We start from the raw sequence: 26,298 nt of genomic DNA, 5'->3' as shown, positions 1-26,298 counted from the left end.
AAATTAGTGTCTAATACGTAATGACAATTCTTCTAATTGGCTTTCAGATACTTCGCTTGGTGCATTTGTTAATAAACATGTAGCTGAAGCCGTTTTAGGAAATGCAATTGTATCACGTAAGTTTGTACGGCCTGTTAATAACATTACTAGACGGTCTAATCCAAGCGCGATACCACCATGTGGTGGCGCACCATATTTGAATGCATCTAGCAAGAAACCAAATTGTTCTTGCGTCTGTTCCTCAGTAAAGCCTAATACTTCAAACATTTTAGATTGTAAATCACCATTATGAATTCTGATAGATCCGCCACCTAATTCATAACCATTTAATACAATATCATAAGCGTTAGCTTGTGCATTTTCAGGTTCAGTGTCTAATTTAGCGATATCTTCTTGTTTTGGTGCAGTGAATGGGTGGTGAGCTGCAGTATAACGTTTTAAGTCTTCATCATATTCTAGTAGCGGCCAATCTGTTACCCATAGGAAGTTTAATTTAGATTCATCAATTAAATCTAACTCTCTAGCTAACTTAAGACGTAATGCACCTAAACTTTGTGCAACAACACTTGGTTTATCCGCTACAAATAATACTAAGTCACCTGGCTGTGCTTCAGTTAATGTTTGTAGTTTAGCAACGTGGTCTGCTTCAAAGAATTTAGCAATTGGACCGTTCACACCTTCATCAACGACTTTTACCCATGCTAAACCTTTAGCACCATAAATATTTACAAATTCAGTTAAACCATCAATATCTTTTCTCGTATATTGATCTGATGCACCTTTTGCAACTATCGCTTTAACTTGGCCATTATTAGTCACAGCATCTTTAAACACTTTGAAATCCATGATTTCTCCTAATTCTGATACGTCTATCAATTCCATACCGAAACGTGTATCTGGTTTATCTGAACCAAAGCGTTGCATTGCTTCATCATATGTCATTCTAGGGAAAGGTCTTGGAACTTCGACATCTTTTACATCTTTCACTACATTTTGGAGCATTTCTTCTCCCATTTCCATAACGTCTTCTTGATCTACAAAGCTCATTTCAATATCGACTTGTGTAAATTCAGGTTGACGATCAGCACGTAAGTCTTCATCACGGAAACATTTTACGATTTGATAATATTTATCGAAACCGCCAATCATTAATAATTGTTTAAATAGTTGTGGTGATTGTGGTAATGCATAGAATTCACCGTCATGTACACGTGAAGGTACCAAATAGTCACGCGCCCCTTCAGGTGTTGACTTAGTTAGTACAGGAGTTTCAATATCGAAAAAGCCCTCTTTGTCTAAGTATTGTCTGATTGAACGTGTAGTTTGGTGTCTCATTTTAAATGTTTGCGCTAATTCTTGACGTCTTAAATCTAGATATCTATATTTTAATCTGATATTTTCATCAACGTTTTGATTTTCTTCATTCAATGCAAATGGAGGTGTTTCTGCTTTGTTTATAATTTCAATTTCTGAAACTTGTACTTCTACTTGACCTGTAGCAATTTTCGGGTTCACTGTTTGAGGATCACGTTTTTTGACGATACCTTTAACTTGAACTACATATTCAGATCTTACTGTCTCAGCTATTTTTAATGCTTCTTCAGAAAAATCAGGATTAAATACGACTTGTACATATCCTTCACGGTCTCTTAAATCCACAAAAATCAGACCGCCTAAGTCTCTACGGTTGTGTACCCAACCTTTTAATATTACTTCTTGGTCTAATAATGATTCAGTTACTAAACCACAGTATGTTGTGCGCTTACTCATGTTATCTTCTCCTTAGTTTTTAAAATAATTTATAATTGCATCTAAACGAATAGTTTCACTTTCACCTGATTGCATATTTTTAACATTTATTTTATTATCTTCTAATTCTTGCTCACCTATAACAATAGTATAGTTTGCTTTTAATCTATCGGCTTGTTTCATTTGTCCTTTAACTTTACGTTGTAAATAATCTTTGTCGGCTTTAATACCATTTCTACGTAAATCATTAAGTAATTTGACGGCATAACGATCTGCTTCTTCACCCATAGTTACGATAAATAAATCAAAATCATGATCAACATCAAGTTCGATTTGTTCTTCGTCTAAAGCTAATAATAACCTTTCTATACTTAACGCAAATCCAATACCCGTTTGACTTGGTCCATCTAACAATTCTAGTAAACCATTGTAGCGACCACCACCACATAATGTTGTAATCGCACCATCATAATTTGGGTTATCAATCATTAATTCAAATGCTGTATGCGTATAATAATCTAAACCTCGAACCAAGTTAGGGTCTTCTACATAAGGTACACCTAAATCATCTAAATGTTGCTTAACATCAGCATAATATTTTTGAGATTGTTCATTTAAAAATTCAGTGATTCTAGGAGCAGTTTTAATAGCTTCTTTGTCCTTATCAACTTTACAATCTAATATTCTCATTGGATTTGTGTGTAAACGCGCCTTACAGTCATTACAGAAATCATCAATTACAGGTTCAAAATGTCTAACTAGTGCATCATTGTATTCGCGACGTGATTCAATGTCACCGATACTATTAATCACTAATTTTAAATGCTTCAATCCAAATGATTGATAAATGTGCATAGCCATCGCTAAAATTTCAGCATCTATACCTGGATCTTCAGCACCAATTGCTTCAACACCAAATTGTGTGAATTGACGATAACGCCCTTTTTGTTTACGTTCATATCTAAACATTGGCCCATTGTAATATAATTTAATTGGTTGATTAGGCAAACCTTGCATCTTATTTTCAATATAAGAACGTACTACCGCTGCTGTGCCTTCTGGGCGTAGAGTAATACTACGGTCTCCTTTATCTTTAAACGTATACATTTCCTTTTGGACCACATCTGTCGAATCACCTACACCACGTGCAAATAATTCTGTACTTTCAAAAATTGGTGTACGAATTTCTTGATAATTATAAACTTCCATTAACTCATCTAATCTTGATTCAATATAACGCCATCTTTTTGTTTCGTCTGGTAAAATATCTTGCGTCCCTCTAGGTATATTTATCATAGAATCTCTCCTTTTATGCAATAAAAAAAACCCTTGCATGACTAATAAGTCATACAAGGGACGAATTTCCGTGTTGCCACCCTAATTGATTATAAACGCTAGATTTATAATCCACTTCATACGAATAACGCTCGCTAAACGGCTTTTATCAAAGCACCTGTTCTTGTGTTCAATTTCTCAAAACTACTATGCATAATTTTTCAGCCAGGAATTATGTCTCTTCGCATATTTTGCTACCATTTCGTAAAGAAAATTCAAGAATCATATCGGTTTTAATATAGAATTCATATTTAATAATAACCAGTTTATGAGAATTATGCAACCTTTTTATTCTGAAAAATATGCACGCAAGCCATCGACAACTGCTTTTTCAAGTATATGCCTATGCAATTGGTCCGTAATCATATCTTCATCAGTCGGATTACTGATATAACCTAATTCTAATAATACAGCTGGTACATCTGTCTGTCTCAATACTTGGAAATTTTCCTGTCTAGCACCTTTATTTGTCAGTAACGCTCTTTTTTGCAAACTAGCATTTAATGTTTCGGCTAATGCCTTTTGATTATCTTTGAACCAATAGACTGTGCTGCCGTTTGCTTTAGATGACTTTAAAGAATCATTATGTATACTAATATAAGCATCACCTTTTATGTTTCGCTCATCAAGACTAACGTATTCATCGCTTTCACGAGTCATGTTAACCGTAGCACCTTCTTTTTCCAAAAGTGATTTTAGTTCTTTAGCAGTTTTTAAAGTGTATACTTTTTCGATACTTTTTTTATTTGTATTACTTGATGCTCCCTGGTCACTACCACCGTGACCAGGATCAAGTACTATCGTTTTATCTTTTAAAGGTTTGGCATTATGATTAGCATCTGCTTCAATATCTAAATTCGTATGCCATCCTGCTACCCAACCTTTTTCTTTCTTGTTAGAAGATTCTACTTCTATCCACTTACCTGTCTTACCTATTTTTTGGAAGTTTTGCCCTTTATCGATGTTATTAATAACTGGATAGGCCGAGCTTGGACCAGTTCTTAGTTCAGCATCTTCAGTAACATAGATACTACTACTATTCTCATCATTATGATTTAAGAAAGAGATAATCATAATGATAAAGACAATAAATGTTACAATGACAATTAGCGCGGGGAAATTTTTAAGTTTATTTTTTTCTAGCCAAGTATTGATTTTTTTCATATAATTTTGCCATCCTGACTTTCATAAATAATTGTTACAGGTCCATCATTGGCAATATTAACTAACATGTCTGTTCCAAATTCACCTGTCAACACATTTATTCCATAAGAACGGAGTGTTGCATTTAATTTTTCATATAATTCATTAGCACGTTCTGGAGGCATGGATTGGGTAAACCCAGGTCTATTACCTTTTCTAACATCTGCATAAAGTGTAAATTGAGAAATAGATAAAATCTCTCCACCAATTTGTTGAAGGTTTAAGTTTAATTTTCCATCCTCATCCTCAAATAGTCTTGCATTGAGGATTTTTTTAGCTAATGTAGCTATATCTGCTTCTGTTGAAGTTTTACCAACACCCACAAGCAAACAGTAGCCTTTATTTATTTTGTTTTCAATAGAATCATTTGAAACTGATGCTTCTTTGACTCTCTGGACTACTATTCTCATTTAGTTACACCTCTAATTCCAAACTCTTGTTACTGTATATACATCTCCAAGTTGTTTGATTTTATCTACAACTTGATATACTTCATTCACATTTTTAACCATTACACTGATATTAATTACTGCATTCTTATCGATATCAGAGCGTCCAGATACTTTTACTAAATTACTTTGTGTTGAATTAACTGCTTGTAACACTTCATTTAGCAGACCGTTTCGATCATATGCAGAAACTTCTAAATCTACTTGATAACGTTGGGTTGAATCTTTAGAACGTACCCACTCTACATGAATCAGACGTTCATTTTCATTTTTTATATTTGGACAATCTGTGCGATGCACTTTTATACCATGGCCTTTTGTGATATATCCTACAATATCATCACCAGGGATTGGATTACAACATTTTGATAATCTAATTAAAACATTTTCAATACCTTCAACATAAACACCACTATCAGTCGTTATATCCTCTTTAATAGGTACTGATTTAGTTATCTCTTGAGCTTCATTTAATGCTTTTTGTTTATCTAAAATACGTTGTTTTTCAGTCAGTTTATTAACAATTTGCAATGCTGTCACGCCACCAAAACCTACTGCAGCAAACAAATCATCTTCATTAGCAAAATTGTATTTATTGTTGACAATTTCAATATTTTCGTCTGTTAAAACTGCATCCACTTTAAAGCCTTGATCTTTAATTTCTGCCTCAACCATAAATTTACCTTTTTCAATGTTTGAAGAACGATCTTGTTTTTTGAAGAAACTTCTAATTTTACTTTTAGCACTTGAGGATTTTACAATTTTCAACCAATCACGACTAGGGCCATATGAATGTTTACTTGTTCTTATTTCAACAATATCTCCTGTTTGTAATACATAGTCGATTGGTTCAATTTTGCCATTTACTTTTGATCCAATCATTTTATTACCAACTTCACTGTGAACTGCATAAGCAAAATCAATTGGCACTGCACCATATGGTAATTCAATGACATCACTTTCAGGTGTAAAAGCATAAACTTTATCACTTTGTAAGTCGAATTTTAGCGTTTCCATAAATTCTTCTGCATCAGAAGTAGTATTATCAGTTTCAGCTAACTCTTTGATCCAATTTAATTTTTTATTGAAACTTTGAGATTTTTCGGTAACTTTTTTGCCTTCTTTATACGCCCAGTGCGCGGCCACACCATGCTCTGCTATCTCGTGCATTTCATAAGTTCTAATTTGAATTTCTAATGGATCGCCATTTGGTCCTACTACAGTAGTATGTAAGGATTGATACATATTTTGTTTCGGCATGGCAATATAGTCCTTAAACCTTCCAGGCATCGGTTTCCACAATGTATGAACAAGGCCTAAAACAGCATAGCAATCGTTAATGGAATTAACAATAACTCTAATTGCTAATAAATCGAAGATTTGATCGAATTGTTTTTTCTGTTTAACCATTTTTCTATAAATGCTATAAATATGCTTGGGACGTCCGTTTATGTCCCCAATAATATGCATATTGGATAAATCATTTTGTATTTGGTTAATAGCATTTTGAATGTATTCTTCTCGTTCGCTACGTTTCTTCTTCATAAGATTTACTATTCTGAAATATTGGACAGAATCTGTATATCTTAGCGCAGTATCTTCCAATTCCCATTTAATAGTGTTAATACCTAATCTATGTGCCAAAGGCGCATAAATTTCAAGTGTTTCTTTTGAAATTCTAATTTGCTTTTCTCTAGGCATTGCTTTCAATGTTCTCATGTTATGTAAGCGGTCTGCTAATTTGACTAAGATTACCCGCACATCTTTAGCAATCGCTATAAATAATTTTCTATGATTTTCTGCTTGTTGTTCTTCTTTTGAACGATACTTCACTTTTTTTAATTTAGTTACACCCTCAACGATAACTGCAATTTCTTCATTAAACATGCCCTTCACGTCATCAAATGTATAAGGTGTATCTTCTATAACATCGTGTAAAAAACCTGCAACAATGGTTGGACCATCTAAATGCATTTCAGTCAAAATGCCCGCAACTTGAATTGGATGCATAATATACGGTAAACCATTCTTTCTAAATTGGCCTTCGTGTGCCTCATAGGCTATGTGGTAACTTTTCAACACATATTCATACTCTTCCTTAGATAAATATGATTTTGCTTTGGATAGTACTTCATCGGCACTATATGGATATTCATTGTTCACTTAAGACACCCCTATACTAAATATTAATCGCTATTAGATACCCAGTATTATATTTCGTTAGCTGCAATTAATTTTTGTTTAATTATGATTGTAACGTATTTTAACGTTATTCGGCCAAATTATGTATAATAGTTATATAATACTACATGTTAATAAATAAATAAATGAGTATGCGATACTAATAGTAAAATATGGTTTTATTTTGTCTTATAAATACAAAATAAAGCTATTTTTTTCTGAAATAATTAATGCCTCACGTCACTTATTACATATAGCAAACCCTCTCGTACTATTAGCCTTAGCTCTAATTTAATCAAAGTCAAATAATACTATAGTGCTCATTTTGTTTAGCGCAATTAAATTAAAAAAATACACCCCCATTTAGAAAATGAAGATGCACTTTTATTTTAAGTAATGTTGGTAATTCAAGCCTTTAACTTAATTGTGCTGATTATTCATCATATGAGATTAAACTCATAACATCGTAGTCTCTGATTTTTTCTATGCCATTTAAATATTTAAGTTCAATAATAAATGCAATACCTACCACAATGCCACCCAATTGTTCTATTAGTTTAATAGCCGCTTCTATTGTTCCACCTGTCGCAAGTAAGTCATCCGTAATCAATACACGTTGACCTGGTTTAATCGCGTCTTTATGCATTGTAAGTACGTTTGTTCCATATTCCAAATCATATTCATAACGAATTACTTCTCTTGGTAATTTACCTTCTTTTCTTACTGGAGCAAAACCTATTCCCATTGAATAAGCTACTGGACAACCAATGATAAAACCACGTGCTTCTGGTCCAACGATAACATCAACATCTCTGTCTTTTGCGTATGCCACGATTTGATCAGTAGCGTAACCATACGCCTCACCATTATCCATAATCGTTGTTATATCTTTAAAATTAACGCCTGGTTTTGGCCAATCTTCAACCTCAGACACATATTGTTTTAAATCCATTCAAACTTCCTCCTATTTATCTATCAGCTCTGATTTAATCCATTTCTTTAAGTTACTAAAGTCATCATATAATAGAACTTTTTCAACCTCTATTCTATTTAGTCGACCTTGGTAGTATTTACTGGATTCAATCTCTCTCTTTGTGGAAACACTGTTCATCTTAATTATACCATTTTCCTCTTTTATAAACTCTAAATCGAGAAAAACTTTTAAGATAAATTTAAGCATATTCGGTTGTATATTTAAAAACTTACATAATTGCATCCCGTCATTAGCTAAATTGGTTTCACGTTTCGTTGCTAATGCTTTAAAGCAATTTTTGAATGTTTCTATTTTTGGCATACCTTCAAAGTATATTGATTGCTCATGATTTAAAACTAAATAAATTTGTGAAACATTCACCGTTTTTAGCGTGTCTTTAATTTCTTGTATAGAAGTTGGTAAATCACGAAATACATACTTATCATATGGTTGTTGAATTGTTTCTCCATAATAATAATAATTATCTCCTATTTTTTCATTCTTCTTATGGATTAAATATGCGACATCCTTATCGCCTTGTTCCAAACTACTTATATTACGTTTACTTCTATAGTCTAAAATCTGTAAATTATTACTAGCTAGATCTTGTATCATAAATTGAGGAGATTGGAAACCGTTCCATTCATTAATTTGTAATGTTCCTATTACATTAATTGGTTGTTGCTCACCCAACTCCTTAACTAAGTGACCATGTTGCCAAAATATAGCTTGTAGCTTACTATCTCCCATAACTAATTTTAAATGCTTACTATCTTGGCCGATCGCTTTACTTTGATTAACTGTAATATCTTCTAATTCAAAACACGGGCTAGAAAAATCTGTACCAAACGGACGTAACCTTTGGATATCTTGAATATTTTTAATCGTAATATCAGATTCATCTATTTTCACGTCAACTTTTTTACGTGGTTCCAATGAAGTTGTGCTTGCTAGTTGTTCCATCCAATCATTTAAACCATTACGTAACGAATCAATATTTTCAATTGGCATAGTAATACCTGCAGCCATATGGTGCCCACCAAATTTTGTTATTAAATCTGTATGCGCATTCAAAATTTCAAACATAGACACTTGCTCAATACTACGTGCAGAACCTTTAGCATGATCTTGTCCTTCATCTATATTTAAAATTAGAGTTGGTAGACTATAGGTTTCTACTATTTTGGAAGCTACGATGCCTAATACACCCTCATGCCAGTCAGCCTGAGCTAAAAGTAAAAATTTCGCTCCTTGCTTAACTTGAATTTCCGCTGCAGCTAACGCCTCTTCAGTAATTTGAGCTACGATGTCTTTTCGTTCTTGATTAAAAAATTCTACTTGTTCTGCAAGAAATTCTGCTTCCTCATCTGAATCAGTCATCAATAATTCTGCAGCAAGTCCTGCATCTTCAAGTCTACCTACCGCATTTAGTCTTGGCCCTATAATAAAACCAATTGTTTCTTCCGTAATACTATCACTATAACCCGCTTGACTTAATACGGCTTTAATAGATGGTGGGCAATGATCGTTTAATACTTCCAATCCTTTTTGAACTAAAGCTCTATTTTCATTTGTCAATGATACTAAATCTGCTACTGTTCCAATCGCAACTAAGCCTAAGAAATATGCTGGAGGTTCATCCAATAATTTTTGTGCCAATTTATATGCGACACCTGCGCCACATAAATATTTAAATGGATAATCAAATTCTGGGTGCATAGGATGAACAATTGCATATGCGTTTGGCATTGTACGACCAATTTCATGGTGGTCGGTTACTATTACATCCACACCTAAATCTTGCACCATTTGTATTTCATCATGGCCTTGAATACCGTTATCGACAGTAATGATTAAAGAGATACCTTCTTCATATGCATTTTTAAAAGCCATTTCATTTGGGCCATAGCCTTCAGAAAAACGATTTGGTATGTACCAACCTACATGTGCGCCTAATTCCTTTAGTGTATTCACTAAAATTGTCGTAGACGTAACACCATCTGCATCGTAATCGCCATAAACTAAAATCTTTTGATTTTGATCTATCGCTAAATTAATTCTTGCTATTGCTTTATCCATATCACTCATCAACATCGGATCATGCATTTCAGGTGTACCGTTAAGGAGATTATTAATTGTGTCTTTATTTGTTAATCCTTTACTCTCAAGGATTTTTTTTACAATAGGAGTTAGTTTTAAATCCGAAGAATCTGCTTCTGCAATTTCATATTCTGGTAAATTAACGTCCCAAGTATATTTTGATTTAATCATACTATTCTCCCTCATTTCCACAAGTCATTATACAAAAGATATACCAAAATAAAAAGTAGTTTCTTTTATAGAATTGACTGAATCGACTATTTGATAATAAAGTCGTCATATACTGTTTTAAATTCACTATTTTATAACAAATCAATTAATGTGTTTTCATAACAATTAAACAGATAAAGACCACAATTAATGCGTTTGCAAAAATTGTGGTCTTTTGAAATTTAATATGAAGTTATACTAAGATTTTTTCGTCATTTGATTTTTTTTCTTTATAAACTACAAGTTTATTATCATCAGATTTTTTAAGTTGACGTTTCTTCATAATACCCCAAAGCGGTACTGCAATAAATACGGAAGAAAATACGCCTGTAATCAATCCAATTAATAATGCGAGTGAGAAATTAAAGATACTTGGAGCGCCAAGTAACAATAATGCAATAACAACGATAACTACAGTTAGTACTGTGTTTATAGAACGTGTCATTGTCTGACGAATCGATCTATTAACGATGTCATCAATTTGAGATTTCTTAGTTATTACTTTTACTTTGTGTAAGTTTTCTCTAACTCTATCAAATGTCACAATTGTGTCATTTATTGAATAACCAATAATAGTTAACACAGCTGCTATAAATGTAATATCTACTTCTAATCTAAATAAACTGAACACTGCAACAATCATAAATGCATCATGTAATAATGCGAGCACAGATGAAAGTCCCATGCGCCATTCGAATCTAAATGTTATATAGATGATAATACCAATTGCAGCATATAGTAATGCGAGCATAGCATTTTTAGCGAGTTCTTGACCTATTACTGGTGAAACCGTATTGACAGTTGGTTTGTGACCAAATTGGTCATCTATCGTATCCTGTATTTTAGATACTTCATCTTTAGATAAATCTTTTTTGAATTGAACCGTTGCTGTTTTACCATTTTCACCTAAAGATACTTGGTTAGGTCTAAAATCATTTTCTTCTAAAGTGTTTTTAACCTTAGTTTCAGTAACTTTATTATCTGATTCAAAGTCAACCCGAGTACCACTTGTGAAATCAATACCTAAGTTTAACTTAAATACAAATAAAATAATTGCACCTACGGCGATTATAACTACACTTAGTCCTAGCAATGGTTTAGCAAGTTTCATAAAGTCAATACGTTCATATGGTGTTTTCAAATCATGAACTTCTTTTTTATCATTAATATCATGAATATTTTTCTTACTTACACCGAACAGCCAATTTGATTTTTTAAAGTAATTAGATGATACAAGTAAAGTTAACAACCATCTTGATAGGAATACAGCTGTTACAAATATCATTAAAATACCTAATAATAACATTGTAGCGAAACCTTTAACTGAACTTTCACCAAAGAAGAATAGTACAGCAGCAGCAATTACTGTTGTTAACTGGGCATCTACGATAGTTAAGAAAGAGCTCTTATTCGCTTTTTTATATGCCTGTTTAAGCGTACGTCCAATCTTCAGTTCATCTTTTATCCGCTCGTACATGATTATATTAGCATCAACAGCCATACCCACGCCTAGTACTAAGGCTGCTAGACCAGGGAGTGTTAATACTCCAGAAATAAAGTTAAATGCTAATAATGTTAAGTAAATATATGCTGTTAACGCAATAATAGCTACTAAACCAGGTAAACGATAAAATCCTAACATGAATAGATAAATAACAGCGATACCGATTGCAGCAGCAAATACCGTTTTATCTAAAGCATCTTGACCAAATTGAGCGCCTACAGAATTTGAATATATTTCATTCAAATCAACTGGCAGTGAACCAGAGTTTAGTAAATCTGCAATTTGTTTTGCTTTTTCTACGCCTTCTTCACCATTAAAACCACCTGAAATTTCAACGCTATCAGAGTTTATTGGTTGATCAACTGAAGCTGCAGAAACATACTTAGGATCTTTCTTATTCATTTCTTTATGATAAGTGTCACCTTTTTCATGATCTAGCCATACGACCATTACATTTTCATCTTTTTTAGAAATTTCTTCAGTTACTTTTTTAAATTTAGCACTATCTTTCAATTTAAATGTAACCGCTGGCTGATTTGTGTTTTGTTTAAATTCTTGTTTTGCAGAACCTTGCTGGATATCTTTACCAGTTAGTTTGACATTATCATCAGCGTCACGAATTGTTAGATTCGCTTGAGAAGATAATATCTCACGTGCTTGTGATTGATTTTTAACACCGGCAAGTTGTACGCGAATTCTATTTTTATCTTCTACTTGTATCTTAGGTTCCGAAACCCCTAAGACGTTTACACGATTTTCAAGCGTTTTAGCCGTAGCTTTCACCGCTTTATCGTCTATTTTATCACCTTTTTGTAAAGGATCTACTTGGTATAAGACTTCAAATCCACCTTGCAAATCAAGACCAAGATTAACATCCTTAACTACGCTCTTATACGTGAGTCCCATGCCTGCAAACAGGAGCACTACAAGTAATATAAACGCAACTATTCGATTACTTTTCTTCACTTGAACACCTCATTCTAAGCTTATATTTTAAGAATACGCTTCTAACATCAATTATTGCAAGTTTTATTAAACTACGCTAAATTATCTGAACGACCTATATATCTTAACATATTACATCCTCTGTAAAAACTAACTCTATTAAATATTGTAAGAAAATTTAATTGTAAGCGTTACAATGATCAGACCTAGTTATTATAAATGTTTTAAAGATAATAGGCATATGATGCGTATGATATATTTTAAAGTATAACATGACCTGAATAAAATGACCTTTAAGTAAATAAAGTTGCGTCATTTATTTTACATATTTAATTAGAATAAAATAAAAAACAAACCTTAGGCACATTTTCCCCTAAGGCTTGTTTTTTCAAAATTAATACACTCTCATGTATCAATACATTATTTATTATGAAGGATCAACTTGTTTGATAGCAGGTTTTTCTAAAGTGATTTCAGTACCATTACCATTTAAAGTTAATACAACTGTAGTTTCATCAACACTACGTACAGTACCTTTGATACCGCCGATAGTTGTTACACGTTGGCCAGAAGTAATTTGGCTAATCATTTCACGATGCTCTTTAGCCTTTTTCTGTTGTGGTCTAATTAAGAAGAACCACATTAATACTAATAATAAAATTGGTAATATCAATGAAGTAAATTGCATTATTTTATTTCTCCCTTTTTAAAAGTTTTTTGGGTTTTCAACATTCAGTCCATACTGTTCAAAGAATTCTTCCTTAAAATCAAGAAGTCGATCTTCACGAATCGCTTGTCGGATATTTTCCATTAATTTAAGCAAGAAATGTAAATTATGATAAGTAGTAAGACGGATACCAAAAGTTTCTTCTGCTTTTATTAAATGTCTTATGTATGCTCTACTATAATTTTTACAAGTATAACAATCACAGTTTTCATCAAGCGGGCCTAAATCTTCTGCATACTTAGCGTTTTTAATAGTCACACGGCCATGAGATGTCATACAAGTACCATTACGTGCAATTCGTGTTGGCAACACACAATCAAACATATCCATACCTCTAATGCTACATTCTATTAATGCATCTGGTGAACCCACACCCATTAAATAACGTGGTTTATCTTTCGGCATAAATTGTTCCGTATGCTTTACCATATCATACATAACTGGTTTAGGTTCGCCTACAGACAAACCACCAATTGCGTACCCCGGAAAATCTAAAGCAACTAATTCTTCAGCGCTTTGCTTCCTTAGATCTTTATATTCTCCGCCTTGTATAATTCCAAACAAGGCTTGATCGTCAGGTCTTTTATGTGCTTTGAGGCAACGTTCTGCCCATCTTGTTGTTCTTTCAATGGAGTCTTTCACATATTTATATTCAGCAGGCATAGGTGGACATTCATCAAAAGCCATCATGATATCAGAACCTAAATCATTTTGTATCTCCATAGCTTTTTCTGGGCTCAAAAACAATTTTGAACCATTCGTATGATGACGGAACTCTACACCTTTTTCAGTAATTTTCCTCAAATTACTTAAGCTAAATACTTGAAAACCACCAGAGTCAGTCAGTATTGGACCGTTCCAGTTCATAAACTGGTGTAATCCCCCGCTCTTTTTGATGATATCATTTCCAGGTTGTAACCACAAATGATATGTGTTTCCTAGAATGATTTTTGCTTCCATTTGATTTAATTCTTCTGGACTCATCGTTTTAACTGTTGCCTTTGTCCCAACAGGCATAAACATTGGTGTTTCAAAAGAGCCATGAGGCGTGTGTACGATACCTAATCTCGCACCAGATTGTTTACAAATTTTAATATGCTCATACGTTACTGCCGGCATATAAACGCTCCTTTCATTCCCTAAATAATTAACATTGCATCTCCAAAGCTAAAGAATCTATATTCTGAAGAAACTGCTTGATTATAAGCGTTTAAAATCTTATCTCTCGAACTAAAAGCTGAAACTAACATTACAAGTGTAGATTTCGGCAAATGGAAATTGGTAATCAATCCATCAATAGCTTTAAAAGTAAATCCTGGGAAGATAAATATATCTGTCCAACCACTTTGTGCTACAAATTTATCATTTGATTGCATAATTGTTTCTAATGTTCTTGTAGATGTTGTACCAACCGATATAATACGGTGGCCACTTTCTTTCGTTTTATTTAATAGTTCCGCAGTTTCTCGATCCATTTGATAGTATTCACTATGCATCTCATGGTCATCTATATTATCTACGCTAACCGGCCTAAATGTTCCTAGTCCTACATGTAATGTGATAAATGCAATATTAATACCTTTCTCTCTAATATTGGCTAATAGTTCATCTGTAAAATGAAGTCCTGCTGTCGGAGCCGCTGCAGAACCCGATGCTTTTGCATATACAGTTTGATAACGATCTTGATCATCTAAACGTTCCTTAATATAAGGAGGTAAAGGCATTTCACCTAATTCATCTAAACGTTCTTGTAAGATGCCATCATAATGCAGTCTCATAATACGACCGCCTTGATCAAGCTCTTTTATGCACTCGGCTACAATTTTACCTTCACCGAAAGTTAATCTATTGCCTACTTTAATTCTTTTAGCTGGTTTTAGTAACACTTCCCAATCATTACCCTCTATTTGAGTAAGCATCAGCATTTCTACTTTTGCACCAGTTTCTTCTTTTAAACCGAATAGCCTTGCAGGCATTACTCTTGTATCATTTAATACAAGGGTATCCCCACTTTCTAAATAATCAATAACATCTTTAAAGTGTTGATGTTCAATATTACCAGATTGTCTGCCAAGAATTAGCAATCTACTTTCATCTCTGTTTTTCAGAGGTGTTTGTGCAATTAATGATTCAGGCAAATGATAATCAAATGCTTCAATATCCAAACTTATTCCCTCTTTTCATTCTTCTTACTAAAATGCTCAAATGCATAAGGTGTCGCTTTACGGCCACGGGGCGTGCGTTCGATAAAACCCTTCTGAATTAAAAAAGGTTCATAAACATCTTCAATTGTAACCCGTTCTTCACCAATCGAAACAGCAATTGTATCTAGCCCAACAGGTCCACCTTTATATTGCTCCAAAATACAATTCATCATTTTATGGTCAATATAATCCAATCCTTCATCATCAACTTGTAGCAATTGCAATGATGCTTTCGTGGTTTCAATACAGATTAATTCGTCATCATTAACTTGTTGAAAATCACGAACTCTTTTTAATAATCTATTGGCTACCCTAGGCGTACCACGACTACGTTTCGCTAATTCTATAGCACTTTCGTCATCAATTGAGGTGCCAAGCACTTCTGCAGTACGCACAATAATTTCTTTCAATTCATGTTCTTTATAATATTCTAATCTGAGGTGCACACCAAACCTGTCTCGCAATGGGGCCGTCAAACTACCAGCACGAGTCGTCGCACCAATTAAAGTGAATGGTGGTAAGTCTATACGTATACTACGCGCTTCTTCACCTTTACCTATCACAATATCTAGAAAGAAATCTTCCATAGCTGGGTACAAAACTTCTTCTACAACACTACTTAGTCTATGAATTTCGTCTATAAATAAAACATCACCAGGTTGTAAACTAGACAAAATTGCAGCTAAATCTCCTGGCCTTTCAATTGAAGGTCCGGAAATTGTTCTAATGTTAACGTCCATTTCATTTGCAATAATGTTAGACAAAGTCGTTTTACCTAATCCAGGGGGACCGAATAATAGCACATGGTCTAATGGTTCTTGTCTAATTTTAGCTGCTTTTATAAACACCTCTAAATTCGATTTAATTGTTGATTGACCTATGTACTGACGTAATTTAGTCGGTCGCAATGAAAATTCAAATGAAGATTCCTCATCATGCATAGATTGATCTACCATTCTATCGTCCATTGATTACACCCCTTTAAAATATTATTTACAATTATGATATCAATAATTGCAATCCTTTTTTAACTGCATCATCTACAGATTCGAACGAGTCTTTTGCTAATGCTTTTTCCACTTTTGTTAGCTCTCGTTTTGAGTACCCTAACGCTTCCAATGCTAAGAGCGCTTCTTTAATAATCGGTGTATTATCACTAAGTGAAGCTTCAACATTTAAAATTTGACCACTATCTACTTCATTTATTTGAACTTTCCCTTTAAGGTCTAATACGATTTGACGTGCTGTTTTTTTACCAATACCAGGAAATTTTGTTAAATAGGCATCATTTTCATTCTCTATAGCTATCTTAACCTCATTAGGCGAACTACTAGCTAATATAGCTAACGCAGATTTCGGTCCAATGCCAGTTACTTTAATTAAGCTTAAAAACATGTCTTTTTCTTCTTGGTTTATGAAACCATAAAGAAGTTGAGCATCTTCTCTAACTATTAATGACGTATGAATGACAACTTCTTGGTCCATAAATTTTTGAAAACGGTAAGAATTGGGCGTTTGAATTTCGTACCCTACACCTGAGGCTTCTACAACCACGTGTGTAGGGTTCAAAACTGCTAATGTCCCCTTTATATATGCATACATAGTTACACTTCCTTATATAGTCATACTAATTAATTCTACTTTAGAAACGTGATCAATAACTCGCAACGCTTCCATAACATCATCAATTTCTAGATTTGTACCTTTAGCGTCTAATGAAAGTGTAATTGTTGCTCTACTTTCCATTGGTATACTTTGATGTATAGTTAATACTGATAAACTTAAACTTGATAAAGTATTTAAAACCTCTGCCAACATCCCTACGATATCATTCACATATAATATTAACGTGAATTCACGTGTAGACTCCATTTTTTCATCAATAGGGAATATTGTATCTCTATATTTATAAAAAGCACTTCTTGATAAATCGAATTGTTTAACTGCTTCAAATATGGACAGTGACGGATTATTTTTTAAAACTTCTTTAATTTTCAAGGTTTTTACAACAGATTCTGGTAATACATCCTCGCGAATTAAGTAAAACTTTTTATAATCTTTTTTGTCCATTTTCAAGCACTCCTATTCAACGAATTCAAATTCTCCACCAAGGATTCTAACAATATCTCCATTTTTACATCCACGTGCTCTCAATGCTTCATCAATACCCATAGAACGCATTTGACGCGCAAATCTACGTACTGCAGGGTCACTATTAAAGTCAGTCATTTTGAACATTCTTTCGATTGCTTTACCGCTTACAACGTATGCAGCATCATCATCGCGTGTAATTGTGAATTTATCTTGACTAGGTGTATGTTTATAAATCACTCTATTAACACCTAAATCTTCTTCTTCATCTTTACTAAAATCAATGTCTTTTACTTCTTCTAATTTGTCTGCTATAGCATAAAGCAGTTCATCTATATGGTCATGCATAAATGTTGAAAGTGGGATAATGTGCACAGAATCATCATTCAAAGCTTCTTTAAATGCTTCTAAATTCTCTTCTGCGTTAGGCATATCCATTTTATTAGCAACCACAATTTGAGGTCGCTCCTCTAAACGATGTTCGTAGGCATTTAATTCCTCATTGATAACTTTGTAATCTTCATAAGGATCACGCCCCTCAGAGCCACTCATATCTACCATATGAACTATTACTTTTGTACGTTCAACGTGTTTTAAAAATTGATGTCCTAATCCTACACCTTCAGACGCACCTTCTATTAATCCTGGTAAGTCTGCCATTACAAAACTTCTTTGATCTTTCGTAGAAACCACACCAAGATTAGGTTTAATTGTTGTAAAATGGTATGCGCCTATCTTAGGTTTAGCTTTTGATACAATAGACAATAAAGTAGATTTACCTACACTTGGGAAACCTACTAAACCAACATCAGCTAGTAATTTTAATTCTAACGTAACATCAATTTCTTCACCAGGTTCACCATTTTCACTGAAATCTGGTGCTGGGTTTCTAGGAGATGCGAAACGTGAATTTCCTCGACCGCCTCGACCACCTTTAGCCACTACTGCACGTTGACCATTTTCAACTAAATCAGCTAAAACCTCTTCTGTTTCAACACTTTTAATAATCGTACCAGGTGGAACTTTTAATACGAGTTCCTCAGCATTTTTACCATGCATATTACTACTTTGACCGGCATCGCCTCTCTTGGCCTTGAAATGCGTTTGGTATCTAAAATCTAATAATGTTCTCAAACCTTCATCCACTTCAAATATAATAGATGCACCATCACCACCGTCACCGCCGGCTGGACCACCGAATGGAACATATTTCTCTCTACGATATGCTGTTATACCGTTACCGCCATCACCCGCTTTAAGTGATATTTTAACTTGATCGACAAACATGATTTCACCTCTTTTTCTTAAAATTTATTCTTTATATCATTCTGTATATTATATCATTATCTCATTAACTAGAAAATAAAGACAAAAAATAAACACCAGAAGTGATCACTTCTGGTGTTAACGATGACAAATTACTCAGCTGCTGCGTAAACAGAAACTTGTTTTTTGTCGCGACCTTTGCGTTCAAATTTAACCACGCCGTCGATTTTAGCGAATAATGTATCGTCGCCACCACGACCTACATTTTCACCAGGATAAATTTTAGTACCACGTTGGCGGAATAAGATTGAACCACCTGTAACGTGTTGACCATCAGCGCGTTTAGCTCCTAAACGTTTAGAAACTGAGTCACGTCCGTTTTTTGTAGAACCAAGTCCTTTTTTAGATGAGAAGAACTGTAAATTTAATTTTAACATTATGATTGCACCTCACTTATAGTTTAATCTGATATTTTCTTTATATTCTTCTTCAATTGTTTGCAACGAAACTAACATTGCTTGAAGAATTAATTGCGCTTGTTCATTAGAAGTATCAACACTTCTAATATGGAAATGTCCACCGTCATCATTGTAATCAATATCGGGCTTCTCATTTGTTAACCCCATTATAGCATTAACACTTCCGAAAAGCACTGCGGATGCACCTGCACAAACTATATCATGTCCATACTCGCCATGTTCTGCATGGCCATCCATGATAACATCAGTGATTTGACCGACATCGTTCAATGTAACATCAACAGTAATCATAATTATGCGTTGATTTTGTCGATTGTTAATTTAGTGTAAGGTTGACGATGACCTTGTTTACGTTTTGAGTCTTTACGACGTTTATATGTGAATACAGTAATCTTCTTGCCACGACCTTGTTTCTTAACAGTAGCAGTAACTGAAGCACCTTCAACAGTTGGCGCGCCAACTTTAACTGCATCTCCACCTACGAATAATACTTTGTCAAATGTGAAAGAGTCACCTTCGTTAACATCTAATTTCTCAACAAAGATTTCTTGCCCTTCTTCTACTTTAACTTGTTTTCCACCTGTTTCAATAATAGCAAACATACTTTGCACCTCCTATAATTTAAGTCACGCCAAATTTAGGTGACATACATGTGCTTTAACCTAAATCCGAGCGGTTGTATGTAGCTAAAAACTACTCAACTACTGCATTTTAGCATTAGGCTTTCTTACTGTCAATCTTCAATTGTACTTTTCTAAAGAATTTAGTAATAATCGGATAGAAAATAATAAGTAATATAAAATTAAGTACCAATGTAGGTATTAATCTATACAACACAAAATCAAATAAATTAAATGCTATCAATCCCAATATACTATAAATGATAGCTACGTAAATTTCTAATAAAATTGTACTTAATAAAACTACAAAGAATAGCATTGTATCGTCTCTATAAAATGTTTTGAAGAAAAAGTCTTGTATTACAACGAACAATATATAACCAAATAAATACAAACCATAAAAACTACCAAAATATAAATCTGTAATTAGGCCTAACACCGTAGATAATATAATAGCTACACCAAAACTTCTGTGAACACATATGATGAGTAAATACATTAGAGTCAAGTGTGGGACAAAAATTATGTCTTTCATGCCAATTTGCATGGGTATAATTAACCCAATTGCAGTATCAATATAAAATAATACAATACCGATAAGAAAGTAGTATAACGCACGCATTAATTATCACCACTTTCATTATCTGGTATTGTTTTAGGGTCTCTTTTAGCTACATATACATGATTTAAATCTGATAAATTAGCAGCTGTTTTCACTCTAACTTCTTTTGATAAGCCATATTCATCATTTTCTACTTTTGAAACTTCACCTATGTATATACTACTTGGTAATTGATCAGCTAAACCACTTGTAACAACCTTATCTCCTTTTTTCACACTATCTTTATTATTAATATCAGTAATAATAAGTTCTTCATTTTTAGAATCATAATGATCGATTAATCCAAATACATTTTCATCCTCATGTTGAATATTTACTGATAAACGGTTAGCACGTGTGTTTGTTGAAATTAAATCAACTTGTGATGAAAATTGATTTACTTTAGAGATTCGACCTACTAATCCTTCTGAAGTCATCACAGCCATATTATTTTTTATACCATCTTTAGCACCTTGGTTAATGACTAGTGTATTCATCCATTGATCTGGATTTCTAGATAATACTGTACTAGAAATTGGTTCGAATTTAGATATATCTTCTATATCCAATTCTTTTTTATACTTTTTGTTTTCTGATTTCAGTCTTTCGTTTTCAGCTTCTAATTGTTTAACCTTGCTTTGTTGCTCTTTTGAACTATCTTTTGCAAAAAGGTTATTGATTGAACCTGTTACGAAATGAACAGGATAACTCACTACCTTTTGACCGAATGCAACTGAATCTCCTACGTATTGTTCTACTGGTGATTGTGACTGCGAACGTAAAGATACACCAATTAAGGCAATAAATACAATGATTGCACATAAAATAACAATCAACTTGTTGTTTTTAAAAAACTTTGACAACCTAAACACCTCTATTACCCGACTATTTTACTACTTGATATCATTTTATATTACTCGTAGATCGAAATAAAGTAGTAACCTTATTATTCACAAATTAAATTCTAGCCGCTCATTTAATATACTAAAGCTAGAATAGAAATTACTGAGATTCTACTTTAAAACATAAAATGTAGTGTTACTTCCTATTATAACAAGTTTCAAAGTAAATAGTGCATTAAAGTCTTGAAATTCCCATTTTTTTAAATTCAAAATTATGTATATAAGTTAACTATATTTTATGCTAATAAAGAATAATTACTGAGATAAAACAAACAGGCTAGCTAAACAGTGATTTTGATTATGTTTTCTACCATTTACATCCTCGTGCGTTTATCACTAGAGCAGTCTAAGTTTAATTTATCATCAACTTTTTATATTTTAACGTTCTGTATAAAAACAAAAAAGCTGACACATGAAATCATGTCTCAGCTTTTTGGTATAATTTTACAACATTACTAGAATGAAAATTGTGTTTTCGATTCAAATAAAGTTATGTCTTGGAGATAATTATTTTTCTTCTGAGTCGTTTTTTTCTGTTTCAGCAGATTTTTCAGCTTCTTTTTCAGCTTCTTTTTCGTCTTCTTTATATAAAGTTTCTTCTTTACGCCAACGTGCGAATAGATTTTGTGCTTTTGCTTGTTCATCTACTTTTTTATCTTTAGACTGTTCACTCATATTTAGACACCAACCTTTTACGTTTTTACTTATATAAGGCTAACGCATTTTAGCTGAGAATTCAAACCACTTACTCGTAATTAGATGGTGGCTGTAGTTCGATATGCTCCCCAAGTTGATTTAGGTCTTGTTCCATCTCTATTTCAGTTTTATAAACACGAATGGAGTCTGAACCAAATTTATAAATTATAAATTCATCACCGCGTTGGCCTGCCAGATATTTATCACTATATCCCATTCTACCAATACCTGATACAGACATAAATTCTTTCTTATCTATCCAATCAAATACATTTTTAACCTGACTGCGAGGGACATTTTTTAAAATATCATTGTCTTCTACAGAATAACGTTGACCACCTGTTAAATCGCCTTCTGATTGCGTGTTGCTTGTAGGTGGCTCATTATTATGCACTGGGTTCCATTGCTGGTCTTTTAAAAACGGCGCATATTTCAATGCGAAGAATACAATGATTATAATTGCTATAATAGCTATAAAGTTTTTAATAATACTAAATATAAACCGCATGAACCACCCTCCCATAATTTCACCCTATATTATAAAATCAATAAATTTAAATATCATCAGTCTGTAGTAGTATTCAAAAGTTAACGATAGACCGATGCATACATGCTTTTTTCATAGTACAATGATATACAAAGGGAGTGAAATATAATATGAGTATTATATCTATAATCCTACTTGCCCTCTTAATTATATTATTATTTAGAGTAGGTTTATCAATTTTAAGATTTTTAATATACGTTGGAATTATCGTATTATGTATATATCTAGGTTATCAAGGTATTCTTTGGATAATGGAAAACTTCAATAATTACTTTAGTTTTATATAAATTAGAATATAAATAACACAATCTATCATGTTATCACAGATTTAGATTATTCCAGTAACGGAGCAAGGCATCAAAAACAGATGTTTTGCTCCATCTTTTTTAACATTTAACTATAGTTACATCTATGGCAGTTAGTATGTCAAACTTGTTTCATAACCAAAGATATTTTCTAACCTTAATATAAAAACTAACGTTTCACAAACATTGTAGTTATTTTTTAACATTATTTGATAGCACTTGATAAAAATAATAACAAGCACACAACAATAGCGCCCAAATAACCGCGATAATCAATGCACCAATGAAGTATAGCCAAAAAGATGTATGATTCGTACTAAAAACAAAGAATAACATAGTAGTTAATAAGACCCCTACAATAGAAATGATTACTGTTTTTTTAGTACTATTAAAATCAATAGGCTTTTTATTTTTAACTAATTGCATTAAATAAACTACTGGCAGTAACAAACCAATCAATAATATCGTTCCCACTTGATAACGCCTCCTTAATGATCAACTTGATTATACCGTACCTGAGCGTGTACAGAAAGCCAAAATTAATTCTAAAGCATACAATAAAAATAAAATAATGCGATAATCCTTCTATGTAATGATGTAAGTTTATGTGAGCAACTTCGTATATCATGTTTAATCCAAATAGCCATCTTCTACCATACTCATATAAGTATGATCTCCAATAATAATATGGTCTAGTAAATCTATCCCTAAAATTTCTCCACATTCTCTTAATCTATTAGTTGCGCTAATATCTTCTTTGGACGGTGTAGTATCACCTGATGGATGATTGTGAAGCACGACAATTGCATTACTTGCACATTTTATCGCTTCGCTAAATATTTCTCGAGGATGAACAATTGATGAATTTAAAGTCCCAATAAATATTGTTTTCTGCTTAATAACCACATTCTTAGAATTAAGAAATAACACAATAAACTTTTCCTGAGTTAAATGCTCCATTTTCCCCATCATAAAATTAGCAACATCTTGAGGACTAGTAATTTGTATTTTCTCATCTAAACTGCCCGAATGCATACGTTCCCCTAGCTCAAAAGCAGCTTTTAGAATCAATGCCTTATACAAACCAATTCCCTTTACTTTATTTAAATCATTGATGGATAATGCCTTTAACTGTTTTAAACTTTCTACTGACTTTAACAATTCATTAGCTATATCTAAACTTGAAAACCCTTTTCTACCTGTATTAATTAAAATGGCTAGTAATTCACCATCAGATAAATGAGCAGGTCCGTTGTTTAACAACCTTTCTCTAGGTTTCTGATTATTGGCGAGTTCTTTTATTTTCATTATGAAAAACCTCCAAAGTTTAAATTTTGAGATGTTAATAGCATTATATTAAATGCAATATAAATAAAAGGGATCAGTGGAATCCTTGCTCTTTCATTACGAGAAATAAGTAACACGAGCAAAGCAAAAACACCACCACAGATAAATGTAAACAAAAGTATGATTAAAAACTCTGAAGATGATAAAGCTAAAGCTAGCAAAGAAAAGATAATTATATCTCCATAGCCAATGGCATTATGAAATAGTAAATAGAATATATGAAGCAAGCTTGTGACGTAAAAAAATGACATGATATGTATTGGGGTGATGAAACAAATGCAAATAGCAAATACAACTACCACATGCAAAGGAACTGTGTACGTCTTAATATCAAATATAGAAAAGGTAAGAAGGAATAAATAAATTAATATTAAAGTAGTATGATCAATCATTAGTTTGTGAGGTAAATAAAGCAGGTAAAATACAGGAGTCAAAGAAAGCAACTCCCCAAAAAGATAGAAAACACTAATTCTACGATGACAGCATCTTGAAGTGCCTTTTAAAAAAATAAAACTTAAAATTGGGATTGTTTCTATTATAGTTATTTGTTTGCGACAATAATCACATTTTGAACGGGTTGTGAAATAACTTAATTTCAGGTTTTCTACAAAACATAGCTGATATAAAAAACTAAATAATATAGGACAAATTAAAAGTAGCGTTATCAACACTTCACCTCCTAATAAATATTATAGCATCAATACATAATACCCATAAGAAAAATAACACTATTGAAATTATTTCAATAGTGCACAATCAGCAAACCAATTTTTGTATATAGTTCGGTTTGTTGATTGTGTATTATCATCACACATGATTTCGTTTACGAATTATATTTTAGAATAATAAAACCAACTCAACAATATAGTGAGCTGGTTTTATATGTATATGGTTGCTAATGGTTTTTGATTTTGTAACATTAATAAAACGAATCATACAAAAAAGGATATTAGCATCTAATCTTTTTGAATTTCATCGACAGTTTCTTCAACTTCTTTTCTGGATATCTTCTCTCTACCATTTTTCATTGCCTTAAGTGATTTATGAGCCAGTGCTAATGGTAAACGACAAAATAGTAAAATGGTTTTTTTATTAATATCTTTCATATATGCATCTGCTTTAGCTAAATTATTTTCAGCATATTTAAACAAATCATCGCGTGTCCAATCATCCGGTACAAAACTTACACCACGTTCTGCTAAATCTTCTTGTTCATTTCTAAGAATGTTAACAGCTTGCAAGCCTCGTCCGTATCCAATTGCCAATTCTCTATCTGTTTTAACATTTGCACATAAGTCCCACAATTGCGAGAGCATGACACCGACAAGTCCCGCTACATAATATGTATAATCATCTAAATCATCCTTGGTATGGATATCCCAGTTTGCTTTCGCCCATTTTGCCATACCAAATGCCATTTCACTAGAAGCATCTAATACAATTGTTACTGTCTTATTAGGACAAGCTTCTATCCACTCACCTAATCTTAAAGTGACTTCAGGCATTTTATTCTTCACTGGTTCAAGAATTTGCATGTATTTTGCTTCATCAAAAGGTGCTTTAAATAACTCACTCACTTGCATCAGTATTGAATGTTTTAAATCGTTATCCAATTCCTCGTGATCTTCAATTTCATCAATTGCTCTTAATACTAAATAAGCAGATGCTACCGTATGTTTTAACTCTTTTTCTAAGAAAGTTATCGGAATATAAAAAGTACGACTTGTTTCTTTTAAAACACGCATTGCATCTTTTGGGAATTTCTTTTCAGTCATTTTAATCTAATACCTCCCCTTTTTTAAATATTATCATATAATTACAAAATAAAATAGGAATTGCTTGTTACCTAGTTTAATCAAAATAG

General features: G+C 32.8%; 27 protein-coding genes and 1 other annotated feature. Of the genes, 1 reads left to right on the top strand and 26 read right to left on the bottom strand.

Annotated features, from left to right (window positions below; genetic code table 11):
• Positions 1–3 precede the first annotated feature (3 nt).
• The 22 genes from aspS to LG295_RS06450 all read right to left on the bottom strand — a co-directional run bounded on the left by aspS (position 4) and on the right by LG295_RS06450 (position 22,743).
• Positions 4–1,770 carry an aspartate--tRNA ligase gene (aspS, locus tag LG295_RS06555; RefSeq protein WP_318832811.1) on the bottom strand — a complete coding sequence of 589 codons (1,767 nt, stop codon included), beginning with the start codon at positions 1,768–1,770 and terminating at the stop codon, positions 4–6.
• Between the two features lie 12 nt (positions 1,771–1,782).
• Positions 1,783–3,045 carry a histidine--tRNA ligase gene (hisS, locus tag LG295_RS06550; RefSeq protein ID WP_107558296.1) on the bottom strand — a complete coding sequence of 421 codons (1,263 nt, stop codon included), beginning with the start codon at positions 3,043–3,045 and terminating at the stop codon, positions 1,783–1,785.
• Between the two features lie 327 nt (positions 3,046–3,372).
• Positions 3,373–4,248, bottom strand: a complete 876-nt coding sequence (locus LG295_RS06545; RefSeq protein ID WP_107558297.1) for an N-acetylmuramoyl-L-alanine amidase — start codon at positions 4,246–4,248, stop codon at positions 3,373–3,375.
• Complete coding sequence (dtd, locus tag LG295_RS06540; RefSeq protein WP_107530503.1) at positions 4,245–4,697, bottom strand: D-aminoacyl-tRNA deacylase; 453 nt, start codon at positions 4,695–4,697, stop codon at positions 4,245–4,247. The genes LG295_RS06545 and dtd overlap by 4 nt, the downstream gene beginning before the upstream one ends.
• Before the next feature lie 12 nt (positions 4,698–4,709).
• Entirely contained in the window at positions 4,710–6,899 is a 2,190-nt protein-coding gene (locus LG295_RS06535) for a bifunctional (p)ppGpp synthetase/guanosine-3',5'-bis(diphosphate) 3'-pyrophosphohydrolase (protein WP_107530504.1), read from the bottom strand.
• A 451-nt stretch (positions 6,900–7,350) separates the two neighbouring features.
• A complete protein-coding gene (locus LG295_RS06530) occupies positions 7,351–7,869 on the bottom strand; it encodes an adenine phosphoribosyltransferase (protein ID WP_107530505.1) in 519 nt (172 codons plus the stop codon).
• A 12-nt stretch (positions 7,870–7,881) separates the two neighbouring features.
• Positions 7,882–10,161 (bottom strand): single-stranded-DNA-specific exonuclease RecJ, encoded by a 2,280-nt coding sequence (recJ, locus tag LG295_RS06525; RefSeq protein WP_107558298.1) that lies wholly within the window; start codon positions 10,159–10,161, stop codon positions 7,882–7,884.
• Positions 10,162–10,393: 232 nt separating this feature from the next.
• Positions 10,394–12,670 (bottom strand): protein translocase subunit SecDF, encoded by a 2,277-nt coding sequence (gene secDF, locus LG295_RS06520; RefSeq protein WP_404476752.1) that lies wholly within the window; start codon positions 12,668–12,670, stop codon positions 10,394–10,396.
• A 406-nt stretch (positions 12,671–13,076) separates the two neighbouring features.
• A complete protein-coding gene (yajC, locus tag LG295_RS06515; protein WP_039068310.1) occupies positions 13,077–13,337 on the bottom strand; it encodes a preprotein translocase subunit YajC in 261 nt (86 codons plus the stop codon).
• A gap of 18 nt (positions 13,338–13,355) precedes the next feature.
• On the bottom strand, positions 13,356–14,495 hold the full coding sequence (tgt, locus tag LG295_RS06510) for a tRNA guanosine(34) transglycosylase Tgt (protein ID WP_404476749.1): 1,140 nt from the start codon (positions 14,493–14,495) through the stop codon (positions 13,356–13,358).
• A 20-nt stretch (positions 14,496–14,515) separates the two neighbouring features.
• Entirely contained in the window at positions 14,516–15,541 is a 1,026-nt protein-coding gene (queA, locus tag LG295_RS06505; RefSeq protein ID WP_107530509.1) for a tRNA preQ1(34) S-adenosylmethionine ribosyltransferase-isomerase QueA, read from the bottom strand.
• A gap of 2 nt (positions 15,542–15,543) precedes the next feature.
• Complete coding sequence (ruvB, locus tag LG295_RS06500) at positions 15,544–16,548, bottom strand: Holliday junction branch migration DNA helicase RuvB (RefSeq protein WP_107530510.1); 1,005 nt, start codon at positions 16,546–16,548, stop codon at positions 15,544–15,546.
• Positions 16,549–16,579: 31 nt separating this feature from the next.
• Entirely contained in the window at positions 16,580–17,182 is a 603-nt protein-coding gene (ruvA, locus tag LG295_RS06495; protein WP_107530511.1) for a Holliday junction branch migration protein RuvA, read from the bottom strand.
• Between the two features lie 12 nt (positions 17,183–17,194).
• Positions 17,195–17,650, bottom strand: a complete 456-nt coding sequence (locus tag LG295_RS06490; RefSeq protein WP_107530512.1) for an ACT domain-containing protein — start codon at positions 17,648–17,650, stop codon at positions 17,195–17,197.
• 12 nt (positions 17,651–17,662) lie between these two features.
• Positions 17,663–18,958 carry a GTPase ObgE gene (gene obgE / locus LG295_RS06485; RefSeq protein ID WP_107530513.1) on the bottom strand — a complete coding sequence of 432 codons (1,296 nt, stop codon included), beginning with the start codon at positions 18,956–18,958 and terminating at the stop codon, positions 17,663–17,665.
• Between the two features lie 131 nt (positions 18,959–19,089).
• Positions 19,090–19,374, bottom strand: a complete 285-nt coding sequence (rpmA, locus tag LG295_RS06480) for a 50S ribosomal protein L27 (protein ID WP_017724675.1) — start codon at positions 19,372–19,374, stop codon at positions 19,090–19,092.
• A 12-nt stretch (positions 19,375–19,386) separates the two neighbouring features.
• Positions 19,387–19,707 (bottom strand): ribosomal-processing cysteine protease Prp, encoded by a 321-nt coding sequence (locus tag LG295_RS06475; protein ID WP_026113597.1) that lies wholly within the window; start codon positions 19,705–19,707, stop codon positions 19,387–19,389.
• 2 nt (positions 19,708–19,709) lie between these two features.
• Positions 19,710–20,018, bottom strand: a complete 309-nt coding sequence (gene rplU / locus LG295_RS06470) for a 50S ribosomal protein L21 (protein WP_107530514.1) — start codon at positions 20,016–20,018, stop codon at positions 19,710–19,712.
• A 12-nt stretch (positions 20,019–20,030) separates the two neighbouring features.
• Positions 20,031–20,104 (bottom strand) — a sequence feature (ribosomal protein L21 leader region).
• A gap of 29 nt (positions 20,105–20,133) precedes the next feature.
• Positions 20,134–20,658: a rod shape-determining protein MreD gene (gene mreD, locus LG295_RS06465; protein ID WP_107557925.1), complete on the bottom strand. Its 525-nt coding sequence runs from the start codon at positions 20,656–20,658 to the stop codon at positions 20,134–20,136.
• Positions 20,658–21,500, bottom strand: coding sequence for a rod shape-determining protein MreC (gene mreC, locus LG295_RS06460; RefSeq protein ID WP_107530516.1), 843 nt, complete (start codon positions 21,498–21,500; stop codon positions 20,658–20,660). Before mreC ends, mreD begins: the two co-directional genes overlap by 1 nt.
• Positions 21,501–22,046: 546 nt before the next feature.
• On the bottom strand, positions 22,047–22,214 hold the full coding sequence (locus LG295_RS06455) for a hypothetical protein (protein WP_199186493.1): 168 nt from the start codon (positions 22,212–22,214) through the stop codon (positions 22,047–22,049).
• A 70-nt stretch (positions 22,215–22,284) separates the two neighbouring features.
• The gene (locus LG295_RS06450) at positions 22,285–22,743 is read right to left on the bottom strand and encodes a DUF4930 family protein (RefSeq protein WP_107530517.1); all 459 of its coding nucleotides are present in this window, start codon (positions 22,741–22,743) and stop codon (positions 22,285–22,287) included.
• A 149-nt stretch (positions 22,744–22,892) separates the two neighbouring features.
• Between LG295_RS06450 and LG295_RS06445 the strand changes: the two genes are divergently transcribed.
• Positions 22,893–23,069, top strand: coding sequence for a hypothetical protein (locus LG295_RS06445; RefSeq protein ID WP_241959662.1), 177 nt, complete (start codon positions 22,893–22,895; stop codon positions 23,067–23,069).
• Positions 23,070–23,279: 210 nt separating this feature from the next.
• On the opposite strand, the gene LG295_RS06440 is transcribed toward LG295_RS06445, so the two are convergent.
• From LG295_RS06440 to LG295_RS06425, 4 genes are all read right to left on the bottom strand, one after another.
• The gene (locus tag LG295_RS06440) at positions 23,280–23,561 is read right to left on the bottom strand and encodes a hypothetical protein (protein ID WP_107530518.1); all 282 of its coding nucleotides are present in this window, start codon (positions 23,559–23,561) and stop codon (positions 23,280–23,282) included.
• Positions 23,562–23,717: 156 nt separating this feature from the next.
• The gene (radC, locus tag LG295_RS06435; protein WP_107530519.1) at positions 23,718–24,395 is read right to left on the bottom strand and encodes a RadC family protein; all 678 of its coding nucleotides are present in this window, start codon (positions 24,393–24,395) and stop codon (positions 23,718–23,720) included.
• Positions 24,395–25,102 carry a prepilin peptidase gene (locus LG295_RS06430; RefSeq protein ID WP_107557924.1) on the bottom strand — a complete coding sequence of 236 codons (708 nt, stop codon included), beginning with the start codon at positions 25,100–25,102 and terminating at the stop codon, positions 24,395–24,397. Before LG295_RS06430 ends, radC begins: the two co-directional genes overlap by 1 nt.
• Positions 25,103–25,390: 288 nt before the next feature.
• The gene (locus tag LG295_RS06425; protein ID WP_107557923.1) at positions 25,391–26,209 is read right to left on the bottom strand and encodes a squalene/phytoene synthase family protein; all 819 of its coding nucleotides are present in this window, start codon (positions 26,207–26,209) and stop codon (positions 25,391–25,393) included.
• Positions 26,210–26,298: the final 89 nt, after the last annotated feature.

Source organism: Staphylococcus pseudoxylosus, assembly GCF_044794325.1.
GTDB classification, from domain to species: domain Bacteria; phylum Bacillota; class Bacilli; order Staphylococcales; family Staphylococcaceae; genus Staphylococcus; species Staphylococcus pseudoxylosus.
Note: the sequence above shows the minus strand (reverse complement) of the source record. Positions and strands in the feature narration are given on the sequence as shown.

Bases quoted from the DNA above. Each gene is read 5' to 3' on its own strand.
- LG295_RS06455 (WP_199186493.1), bottom strand. From the start codon at position 22,214: ATGAGTGAACAGTCTAAAGATAAAAAAGTAGATGAACAAGCAAAAGCA.
- hisS (WP_107558296.1), bottom strand. From the start codon at position 3,045: ATGATAAATATACCTAGAGGGACGCAAGATATTTTACCAGACGAAACA.
- LG295_RS06530 (WP_107530505.1), bottom strand. From the start codon at position 7,869: ATGGATTTAAAACAATATGTGTCTGAGGTTGAAGATTGGCCAAAACCA.
- LG295_RS06490 (WP_107530512.1), bottom strand. From the start codon at position 17,650: ATGGACAAAAAAGATTATAAAAAGTTTTACTTAATTCGCGAGGATGTA.
- rplU (WP_107530514.1), bottom strand. From the start codon at position 20,018: ATGTTTGCTATTATTGAAACAGGTGGAAAACAAGTTAAAGTAGAAGAA.
- ruvA (WP_107530511.1), bottom strand. From the start codon at position 17,182: ATGTATGCATATATAAAGGGGACATTAGCAGTTTTGAACCCTACACAC.
- LG295_RS06475 (WP_026113597.1), bottom strand. From the start codon at position 19,707: ATGATTACTGTTGATGTTACATTGAACGATGTCGGTCAAATCACTGAT.
- dtd (WP_107530503.1), bottom strand. From the start codon at position 4,697: ATGAGAATAGTAGTCCAGAGAGTCAAAGAAGCATCAGTTTCAAATGAT.
- tgt (WP_404476749.1), bottom strand. From the start codon at position 14,495: ATGCCGGCAGTAACGTATGAGCATATTAAAATTTGTAAACAATCTGGT.
- LG295_RS06450 (WP_107530517.1), bottom strand. From the start codon at position 22,743: ATGCGGTTTATATTTAGTATTATTAAAAACTTTATAGCTATTATAGCA.
- obgE (WP_107530513.1), bottom strand. From the start codon at position 18,958: ATGTTTGTCGATCAAGTTAAAATATCACTTAAAGCGGGTGATGGCGGT.
- rpmA (WP_017724675.1), bottom strand. From the start codon at position 19,374: ATGTTAAAATTAAATTTACAGTTCTTCTCATCTAAAAAAGGACTTGGT.
- radC (WP_107530519.1), bottom strand. From the start codon at position 24,395: ATGAAAATAAAAGAACTCGCCAATAATCAGAAACCTAGAGAAAGGTTG.
- LG295_RS06545 (WP_107558297.1), bottom strand. From the start codon at position 4,248: ATGAAAAAAATCAATACTTGGCTAGAAAAAAATAAACTTAAAAATTTC.
- LG295_RS06445 (WP_241959662.1), top strand. From the start codon at position 22,893: ATGAGTATTATATCTATAATCCTACTTGCCCTCTTAATTATATTATTA.
- recJ (WP_107558298.1), bottom strand. From the start codon at position 10,161: ATGATTAAATCAAAATATACTTGGGACGTTAATTTACCAGAATATGAA.
- LG295_RS06425 (WP_107557923.1), bottom strand. From the start codon at position 26,209: ATGACTGAAAAGAAATTCCCAAAAGATGCAATGCGTGTTTTAAAAGAA.
- ruvB (WP_107530510.1), bottom strand. From the start codon at position 16,548: ATGGACGATAGAATGGTAGATCAATCTATGCATGATGAGGAATCTTCA.
- yajC (WP_039068310.1), bottom strand. From the start codon at position 13,337: ATGCAATTTACTTCATTGATATTACCAATTTTATTATTAGTATTAATG.
- aspS (WP_318832811.1), bottom strand. From the start codon at position 1,770: ATGAGTAAGCGCACAACATACTGTGGTTTAGTAACTGAATCATTATTA.
- mreD (WP_107557925.1), bottom strand. From the start codon at position 20,658: ATGCGTGCGTTATACTACTTTCTTATCGGTATTGTATTATTTTATATT.